The sequence below is a fragment of the Nocardia aurantiaca genome (assembly GCF_009708175.1).
Classification (GTDB): Bacteria; Actinomycetota; Actinomycetes; order Mycobacteriales; family Mycobacteriaceae; genus Nocardia; species Nocardia aurantiaca.
Genome location: NZ_WMBB01000004.1, coordinates 503,880 through 513,189 on the forward strand (window position 1 = coordinate 503,880; position 9,310 = coordinate 513,189).

8 protein-coding genes and 1 tRNA gene are annotated in these 9,310 nt (G+C 65.9%); 4 read left to right on the forward strand and 5 right to left on the reverse strand.

Annotation, left to right across the window (positions count from 1 at the left end):
* Positions 1-32 precede the first annotated feature (32 nt).
* The 4 genes from ettA to GLP40_RS11095 form a co-directional block, all read right to left on the reverse strand.
* Complete coding sequence (gene ettA, locus GLP40_RS11080) at positions 33-1,709, reverse strand: energy-dependent translational throttle protein EttA (RefSeq protein ID WP_154787712.1); 1,677 nt, start codon at positions 1,707-1,709, stop codon at positions 33-35.
* Positions 1,710-1,719: 10 nt separating this feature from the next.
* Positions 1,720-2,169, reverse strand: a complete 450-nt coding sequence (locus GLP40_RS11085; RefSeq protein WP_154787713.1) for a single-stranded DNA-binding protein — start codon at positions 2,167-2,169, stop codon at positions 1,720-1,722.
* A 130-nt stretch (positions 2,170-2,299) separates the two neighbouring features.
* Complete coding sequence (locus GLP40_RS11090; RefSeq protein WP_154787833.1) at positions 2,300-3,244, reverse strand: threonine/serine dehydratase; 945 nt, start codon at positions 3,242-3,244, stop codon at positions 2,300-2,302.
* A gap of 11 nt (positions 3,245-3,255) precedes the next feature.
* On the reverse strand, positions 3,256-5,295 hold the full coding sequence (locus GLP40_RS11095; protein WP_154787714.1) for a cytochrome c oxidase assembly protein: 2,040 nt from the start codon (positions 5,293-5,295) through the stop codon (positions 3,256-3,258).
* A gap of 202 nt (positions 5,296-5,497) precedes the next feature.
* On the opposite strand from GLP40_RS11095, the gene GLP40_RS11100 reads away from it, so the two are divergent.
* The 4 genes from GLP40_RS11100 (at position 5,498) to GLP40_RS11115 (ending at position 8,635) form a co-directional block, all read left to right on the forward strand.
* Positions 5,498-5,571, forward strand: a tRNA-Arg gene (locus GLP40_RS11100).
* Between the two features lie 645 nt (positions 5,572-6,216).
* Positions 6,217-6,609, forward strand: a complete 393-nt coding sequence (locus GLP40_RS34785) for a tyrosine-type recombinase/integrase (RefSeq protein ID WP_328289988.1) — start codon at positions 6,217-6,219, stop codon at positions 6,607-6,609.
* Positions 6,610-7,546: 937 nt separating this feature from the next.
* Positions 7,547-8,053, forward strand: coding sequence for a hypothetical protein (locus GLP40_RS11110; RefSeq protein WP_154787715.1), 507 nt, complete (start codon positions 7,547-7,549; stop codon positions 8,051-8,053).
* Between the two features lie 24 nt (positions 8,054-8,077).
* On the forward strand, positions 8,078-8,635 hold the full coding sequence (locus GLP40_RS11115) for a hypothetical protein (protein WP_154787716.1): 558 nt from the start codon (positions 8,078-8,080) through the stop codon (positions 8,633-8,635).
* An 88-nt stretch (positions 8,636-8,723) separates the two neighbouring features.
* Here the strand turns inward: GLP40_RS11115 and GLP40_RS11120 are convergent, their stop codons facing one another.
* The gene (locus tag GLP40_RS11120) at positions 8,724-9,083 is read right to left on the reverse strand and encodes a hypothetical protein (protein ID WP_154787717.1); all 360 of its coding nucleotides are present in this window, start codon (positions 9,081-9,083) and stop codon (positions 8,724-8,726) included.
* Positions 9,084-9,310: the final 227 nt, after the last annotated feature.

Sequence of the window (9,310 nt, forward strand, 5' to 3'; positions counted from 1 at the left end):
GGGCGGGCAAGGAATTCAGTTGGCGCGGAGGGTTATCCGCGGGTCAACTTGCGGTGGGTGACGCGGTGTGGACGAGCCGCTTCCGGACCCAGGCGCTCGATCTTGTTGGCCTCGTAGGCCTCGAAGTTGCCCTCGAACCAGAACCAGGAGGCCGGGTTGTCCTCGGTGCCCTCCCACGCCAGGATGTGCGTGCAGGTGCGGTCGAGGAACCAGCGGTCGTGGGAGATGACCACCGAGCAGCCGGCGAAGTTCTCCAGCGCATTCTCGAGCGAGCTCAGGGTCTCGACGTCGAGGTCGTTGGTCGGCTCGTCGAGCAGGATCAGGTTGCCGCCCTGCTTGAGGGTCAGCGCCAGGTTCAGACGGTTGCGCTCGCCACCGGAGAGCACGCCGGCTGGCTTCTGCTGGTCCGGACCCTTGAAGCCGAAAGCGGAAACGTAAGCGCGGGAAGGCATTTCCTGATTGCCGACCTGGATGAAGTCCAGACCGTCGGAAACCACCTGCCACACGGTCTTGTTCGGGTCGATGCCGGAGCGGCCCTGGTCGACGTAGCTCAGCTTGACCGTCTCGCCGACGCGCACCACGCCGCTGTCCGGCTGCTCCAGGCCGACGATGGTCTTGAACAGCGTCGACTTACCGACACCGTTCGGGCCGATGACGCCGACAATGCCGTTGCGCGGCAGGGTGAACGACAGATCCTTGATCAGCTGCCGGTCGCCGAAGCCCTTGTCCAGGTGCTCGACCTCGACGACCACATTGCCCAGGCGCGGACCGGCCGGGATCTGGATCTCCTCGAAGTCCAACTTGCGCATCTTCTCGGCCTCGGCGGCCATTTCCTCGTAGCGGCCCAGACGCGCCTTGTTCTTGGCCTGCCGCGCCTTCGCACCGGAGCGGACCCAGGCCAGCTCCTCCTTCAGGCGCTTCTGCAGCTTCTGGTCCTTCTTGCCCTGCACCTCGAGGCGCTCGGCCTTCTTCTCCAGGTAGGTGGAGTAGTTGCCCTCGTAGGGGAAGGTGCGGCCGCGGTCCAGCTCGAGGATCCACTGCGCCACATTGTCGAGGAAGTACCGGTCGTGGGTGACAGCCAGTACCGCGCCCGGGTAGGTGGCGAGGAACTGCTCGAGCCAGAGCACCGACTCGGCGTCGAGGTGGTTGGTGGGCTCGTCGAGCAGCAGCAGGTCGGGCTTGCTCAGCAGCAACTTGCACAGCGCGACACGACGGCGCTCACCACCGGAGAGGTTGGTGACCGGCTCGTCCGGCGGCGGGCAGCGCAGCGCGTCCATGGCCTGCTCGAGCTGGGAGTCGACGTCCCAGGCGTCGGCGTGGTCGAGCTCCTCCTGGAGCTTGCCCATCTCCTCCATCAACTCGTCGGAGTAGTCGGTCGCCATGAGCTCGGCGATCTCGTTGAAGCGGTCCAGCTTCACCTTGATCTCGCCGAGGCCCTCCTCGACATTGCCGCGCACGGTCTTCTCTTCGTTGAGGGGCGGCTCCTGCTGCAGGATGCCGACCGTCGCGCCGGGCGCGAGCCAGGCATCACCGTTGTTCGGCTGGTCCAGTCCCGCCATGATCTTCAGCACACTGGACTTACCCGCGCCGTTGGGGCCGACGACACCGATCTTGGCGCCGGGAAGGAAGTTCAAGGTCACATTGTCGAGCACGACCTTGTCGCCATGCGCCTTTCGTACCTTCACCATCTGGTAAATGAACTCAGCCATATCGGCAAGCCTAACTGTGTGTAGTAGCGGGTTCTCCGGCAGTGTCCGCATCCACGGACGGCCGTTCCCCGGGTTCGGTCCGGTCGGTTCGACCGAAGGATTTGCGCACCACCGGGGCGGTGCAACGTCCCAGGTCGGGACCCAGTGCCAGAGCCCGCATCTCGAGGTCGGTGCGCTCCGCGCCATCTCGGGTGGTGTACTCGTTCGAGCGCAGCTGCCCGTACGCGATGATCGGATCACCTCGCTGCAGCGACGCTTCGACTCCTTCGATGATCCCCCGTCGCCAACAGCTTACGGTCAGGTACAGCGTGCCGCCGTCGACCCAGTCACCCGCGCCCTGATCGTAGCGGCGAGCGGTGCTGGCCAGCCGGAAACTCAGGACGTGGTCTCCGTTCTGCAGCACGCGCCGCACCGGATGGGTGACGACCCTGCCGATCACCGCCGTGTTCGCCTCGTACATTGGCACTCCCCCCTGGTCGATTCGGTCCTCTGTCTGCGTCGACCTCCAGCTTCGCGCACACGTGAGGTCAGCGGCAGACCCGCTTCGGCGAGTGTGGACAACTCGCGGGGTGTGGATGATTTCGCGCGTGCTACAGCGTCGCGAGGTCGGTATTGGCCCCGCACAGGACGATTACCGGCCGCTCTCCCGGCCCGGGCACATACGCGCCGCTCTGGATCGCCGCAACCGCCGTCGCCCCCGCGGGCTCCACCACGATGCGGAACTCCCGCCACAGATACTCCCGCGCCATCACGATGGCATCGTCACTGACCAGAACGGAGCGCACCGCGTAGCGCTGCGTCACCTCCATGGCGATATCGCCGATCCGGTTCGCCCCCAACGAATCCGAGGCCACGCTGGAGACGTGCACGTCCACCGGGCGCCCGGCCGCGAGAGCCGCGTGCAGCGTCGGCGCGCCCTGCGGCTCGACCCCGATCACCCGGCCGCGCAGCCCCAGCGACACCGCGACCCCGGCGACCAGACCGCCGCCGCCGACGGCGACCAGCACCGGCGGCCTACCGCGCACCTGCTCCTCGATCTCCAGCCCGACCACGCCCGCCCCCGCCACTATCTCGGGCAGGTCGTAGGCGTGCAACTGCATGGCGCCACGCTCGACCGCGAGCTGCCGGGCGTGCCGCTGCGCCTCGGCGTAAGTAGTTCCGTGCCACAGCACTTCGGCCCCGTGCGACCACATGGCAGCCACCTTGGTGTGCGAGGCCGACTCGGGAACCACCACCGTGCACGCCATTCCGCGCAACGCGCTGGCCAGCGCCGCCGCGATGCCCGCATTGCCGGCCGAGGCCAGCACCACGTGGGTCCGGTCCCCGCGCGCCTGCAACAGCGCGTTGAGGCAGCCGCGCACCTTGAAGGTGCCGCCGTGCTGGAGGTGTTCCAGCTTGAGCGTCACCGGGACCGGACCGCGCGGGCCCAGGATGTCGGTGTGGAAAACGGGGGTCTTGCGGGTGTGCCCGCGCAGCAGCCGGCGGGCCTGCCGTACATCGGATCGGTAGAGCCGCTTGACTTTCCGGGTCGCCATGGCGACGTCGTTCACTTGCGCACCTCTCCGTCGCGCCGGGCGAGCTCGGCGAACATGGCGTTGTAAGCGGTCAGGTCCGCGTCGTCGTCACGTTCGGCCTTGCGGTCGAGCCGGTTCGCCAGGCGTTGATCGCTGCGCGACCACTGGATGAGCAGCGCGAGCATCACCACCACCAGCGGAACCTCACCACTGGCCCAAGCGAGGCTACCGCCGGTGTGCTGATCGGCGAGCAGATCGTGGTTCCAAGACAGGCCCAGACCGCGGTAGAACCAGCCGCCCAGCACGGTATCCATGCTCATCAGGGCGACGCCGAAGAAGGCGTGGAAGGGCAGCGAGCCGAACACCATGCCCAGCTTGGTGAGCGGCTCCAGCGGGCGCGGCTTCGGGTCGATGCCGATGACCACCCAGTAGAAGAGGTAGCCGCTGACCAGGAAGTGCATGTTCATCATCAGGTGCGCGCCGTGCGTGCCGACGAACTTGTCGAAGATGCCGCCCAGGTACAGCGCGTAGAAACCGGCCACGAAGAACACCGAGGCGACCACGGGCTGGGTCATGAAGCGCGATACCGGATTGTGCACGGCCGCCAGGATCCATTCGCGCGGCCCCGGCGGCTGATCCCGACCGGCCGGTTGAATTGCCCGCAGCGCGAGCAGCACCGGACCGCCCAGCGCGAACAGGATCGGGGCCAGCATCGACAGCATCATGTGCTGGGCCATGTGCACACTGAACATGGCCGGGGCGTAGCGGCCGACGCCGGAGCTGGTGGCGATCAACAGCGTCGTGCAGCCCGCGAGCCAGGCGATGGTCCGGCCGACCGGCCAGGCGTCGCCACGCTTGCGCAGCCGCAGCACACCCAGCACGTACACCACGGCCATCACGATCGCGAGCGTGCCGAAGATCAGATCGAAGCGCCAGTCGAACAGCAGTCGCCCGACGTTCGGCGGACCGGCCAGGTTGTAGCCGATCTCGACCTCGGTCGGCGTGGGCACCGTGCCCTGGTCCGGGGGCGGGGTGCGGCCGAGACCGACGGCAAGACCGACGGTCGCGGCGAAGACCAGCGCCTCGACGCCCGCGAAACGGATGAGCGCGCCGCGGTCCTGCGGATCCTTCTCCAGATCCGGGATCGCGCGCTGCCGCTGTAGGAACCCGATGACGCCCAGCAGGATCAGGGCCATGGCCTTGGCGAGCACGAGCTTGCCGTAGGTGGTACTGAACAGCTCCGACAACGGGACCCGGACATAGGCGTTGATCACACCGCTGATCGCGATGACCACGAACGAGACGGCCGCCACCGTCGAGAACCGACGCACGGCCAATGCGGTGTATTTGCCGTCCCGCAATGCGTAGGCCAGCACCGCAACCAAACCGCCCACCCAGAAACAGGCCGACAGCAGGTGCAGGATCAGGCTATTGGTGGCCAGATCGTGCGCACCGCCCGACGACGAGTGCCCGGTCAGGGCGACCGGTAGCAGCGAGAGCACCGACAGCCACAGCAGCACCGGCGTCCAACCCCAGCGCAGTGCCACCCGGCAGCCGATGGCCAGCACGACCACCATGAACACGGTGAACCGCCACGACCCGGCCACGTCGACCTTGTCCGCGGCGCGCCACACTTGCTCCGGACGCAGCGAGTCCAGGAGCGGTTGCCCGGTGGTGTCCGACAGCGTCAACGGCACCAGCCACGCCGCAGCGACCGCCCACACAAGGGCCGCGTTCCCGGCCCGGCGCAGCGCGCGATATCCGCCGACATCGAGCAACCCGCTGCTCTGCGGCGGCACGAAGAACGCCGCGAACAACAGCGAACCGATGGTCAGCGCCGCCGAGAAATCCGCGACCGCGCGCACCGCCGGCAACCCGTAGGTGGTCAGTGGCCCCGGATCCGGAATGCCCAGCAAGGTCAGGGCCTGCGCCGCCGACAACGCCACGACCAGCGCCGCCACCAAGGCCGCCGCTGCCCCGCCCAGTGCCGTGATCGCCGCGAACGTCACACCCGAACCCGGCCGATTCCCCGAAACATCCGATCTTGCGGACGGGTCCTGCACTGACGACATAAGCCCAGAGTAGTTCGGAGCGCCCGCCCGGACTCCCCTGGGGTTTCCGGTCCTCCGGTCTGCACAACCGGCCCGACGCGCCGGACAGTTGCTACGCGACCCACCTTTGCTGATCTGGACGCTCGCTATACTTATCCCGCTGGACACCGAGATCGATTTGGGTCAAGGTGTTTGGTGCCTGCATCAACGCCGATGCCCGCATGCCTCCGTAGCTCAGTTGGATAGAGCAAGGGCCTTCTAATCCCTAGGTCGCAGGTTCGATTCCTGCCGGGGGCGCTTGGGTGCTCTGAACTGCGAAAACTTCGCCAGCTTCAGAGATATCCAGTCCGCACAACGCTCAAACACCTAGGAACTCTTCCGGCTAGAATCCGGACATGGGGCCGGATCTGGACGACATCGCCGAACTCCTCGCGAGGACTTCAAGACCGAGCTACGCCGGACCAACAAGGCCAAAGGAACCATCGACACCTACAGCCGTGATATTGGGTACTTCGTCGCCTTCCTGACAGCGCAGGATCCGCCAATTCAGCCAACAGCCGCAGCACTGACCCGCGACAACATCGGCGCCTACATCGAGGACACGCTGACCCGGACAAATAAGCGGACAGGCCGGCCGGTCACCCCGGAGTATGCCCACCGCCAGTACCGCAGTCTCCAGTAGTTCTGCCGATACCTCGAGATCGAGGCGATCCTCGCGGTCAGTCCATTCGACAAGATGAACCCGCCGTTCGTTCCGGAGAAACCGATCCCGGTCCCACCCATCGACTCTCTCCGGAAGCTGCTATCAGCGTGCGACGGAACCGATTTCGAAGCACGCCGCGACACAGCCATCATCCGGCTCATGGCCGACATCGGACCCCGGATCAACGAAATCGCGCCGCTCGTCCTCGACGCCCTCGACTTCCAGGAAACGCCGCTCTCGTGACTGGCAAGGGCCGACGCCCGCGCACCCTGCCCTTCGGCGACAAGACCCGCATCGCCCTGCGCCGGTACCTGCGTGTGCGCGCTCAGCATCCGCACGCCACTGATGACAACCCCGCCCTGTGGCTGGGCAAGCGTGGAAGAATGACCAGCTCGGGCATTCAACAAATGCTCGAACGCCGGGCCGAACAAGCCGGCATCGGCCATATCCATCCCCACCAGCTGCGGCATTTCTTCGCACACAACTGGCTCGCGAACGGCGGCCAGGAGCAAGACCTGATGATGTTGGCGGGCTGGCGATCCCGACAGATGCTCGGACGGTATGCCCGCGCGACGGCAGAAACCCGCGCAAAGGATGCCCACCGGAAGGCGAGACTCGGCGACCAGCTCTAGCTTCCCCTCGACGGCGGCGCCGGCCGCCATGTCGTCGGAGGCGGAGGCGGATTCCTGGTGTCCGGTGCGCGGGTCCATCGCGGCTGTTCGTCATCTCGCTCATGTTCCACCTCGCTGACGGAAGCTCAAGGCCTGCAAGACGCATGGGCGCTTTGGGTACGTCACCGCCGCGGAGATCGCAGACGGCCCAGGCGACTGCCTGGAAAGGTAGATAGCACTACTAACAGACCAGCCAGGTTGATGGTCCAACCACGACCGGCCCCACGCCGGAATCGAACACCGATCACCCAGCAGCCGGGTCCCGCAACGCAACTACCGTCTCACCGGTCCCTGCTCCAGGATCCCGACCACTCCACCCCCATGCTGCCATCCCGAGCAGCTCACCCTCGACCTCGACGCCGTGGAACCAACCTCGTGAGACACCACACCTAGGCGAGTATCACGGTCATCAATCTCCCGAGAGAGCGCAACTAGTACGGTCCGATCCGCATGCCTACCAGGATCTTTGAGCAATCAGCGGTGCGGGTTTTTGGCCGCGAATCGGCGGCCCATCTGCAGTGCGCAACCAAGGCCAACGATCGCAGCTACCCCTTATCAGCCGTACGCAGTTTCAAAGCACGGTGCGAACACCACTGACACACCTCCAACGCCCCGCGTCGGTTGCCCGTCAAGACCACGAATGAAACGAGCCCAAGCCACGCACCATCTGCCCTGTTAACTCACTTCAGTTGTTGATCCACGGGTCCAACGTTGGGGTGCATCGAGTGGAGGCATCGCCGGTGCTGTCAATGCCCCAATTTGTGAAACGAATCCAATTCAAAACGGTCCACCGGCGGCTACGCTGCGCTCGTCCAGGCGATCATGCCTGGATCAAGCAAGGAGACCCCCAGTAATGAATTGGAAAGCATTGGGCAGCAGAGGAATCGGGATGCTCGCGATGGGCGTGGCCGCGGGCCTCGCCATACCGGCAGCACCGGCTTCGGCCGCCATCACCGCCGTCAGCGCGTACTGTCCGGCCAGCGGAGTCGACGGGCCGTGCACCGAATCGTATGTGTTCGTGACAGTGACGGATTCGAATCCGGTATGGATCACGCTCAACGGAAACGCGCTCGGGAAAGGTGCCTTCACCCCGGTGGCGAACAGTGCCGGCGGATACTACGTACAACTGTGGCTCGATTGCATCTACACGCCGTTCCATGTGGTCGCCACCGAGAAGGACGCGAACGGCACCACGATCAGCCAGGGCTCGGCCGACTACACACCGAAGTACAACTGGCAGAGCGTGATCCTCGGCGACCTCACCACAGGCAGTCTCGATGCCGGGGTCCAGGGTTTCTACAACGGCAGTTCCAATGGCATCGCGCCCGGCTACGCCCGCACCGGCAGCAGCGATGCGGCAGCCACCGGCAGTTCCGTCATGAACGGTTGCCACGTCGTCGGGTAAGAGCGAGCTAGGAGATACTTCAGAATGCACTGGAAAGCACTGATGGGCAAGGGGTTCGGAGCCCTGGCCCTCGCCGCGACGGCCAGTCTCGCGGTGGCCGCGACACCGGCGTCGGCCGCCATCAACTTCGTCAGCGTGAGCTGCCCGGCCCCGGCGACCGGCGGCGCGTGCACCCAACCGCACGTGTTCGTACGGGTGACAGATCCCGGTCCGATCTGGATCACCGTCAACGGAAACCCGCTCGGCTACAGCAACGGACGATTCAACCCCTTCCAGGACAGTCTCGGCTACTACAGCGAATTCAACCTCGACTGCGCCTACACCCCATTCCACATCGAGGCCGTCGAGAAGGACAGCAACGGGGTTGTCACCAGCAACGCCGGGGCCGATTACAGCCCGGCGGTCTCCGCGCCGAGCGTGATAGTGCGTGATCTCATCACGGGCAGCGTCGGTGCCGGCACGCAGAGTTTCGACACCGGCGTGGCCAACGGCGGCCCGGCCAATGCCGCAATCACTGGCAGCAGCGGCGCAGCCGCCGCCGGCAGCGCCGCGGCGAAGCCCTGCCAGGTCGCCTCCCTCTGATACCGGCGTAGTGCCGGTATCACATGCGCGATACCGGCACGATCGGAACCTGAGCTGTCGGCCCGCCCGCCCTATCCGGCCGGGCTGGTCAGGCAATCGATGAGGTCCGCGAAAGCCGCGTGCACCGCGCGAGGACTCTCGATCCGGAGAAAGCCGCTTTTTCGCCAATCAAACAAACTGCATCGGCCCAAGCCACCGCGGCCCTGGGCCAGCGAGCGGTCCCGAAGTTCGACGGCGCGGCGGCCACGGTGAGCGCGCGCAGCGTCTCGTCGCCGGGGCTCTCGGAGTAACGGGCGGTAGCCGCCTCGAACGCAGCGATCGCATATGGCGCGAATGCGTTGCGCCAGCTTGCATTCGGTGCGCTGCTCACCAAGGCCATGCCCGCCAGACGCGCCTCGAGTTCCGGTACCGAGAGCATGAACGTACCGCCGGTCGAATGGCCGACCATGCTGTATCAATGCTGCTTAGTTGCTGAGTGATCCTCGGTCACGTCATCTAGCTGTGGTGTCCCATAACGTTGTTTCCACCAGGTGTCGTTGCAGTATTAACCTCGATCTTTCGCCGGGCCTTCGGCCCGGCGTGATCGGTTTCGGATTGGTTTCCGGTCGTCGATCGGCGACCGGTGGGCAACGCGGGATGGCCCGGTCAGCGGGTGGCTGCCGGGTTCCACGGGCC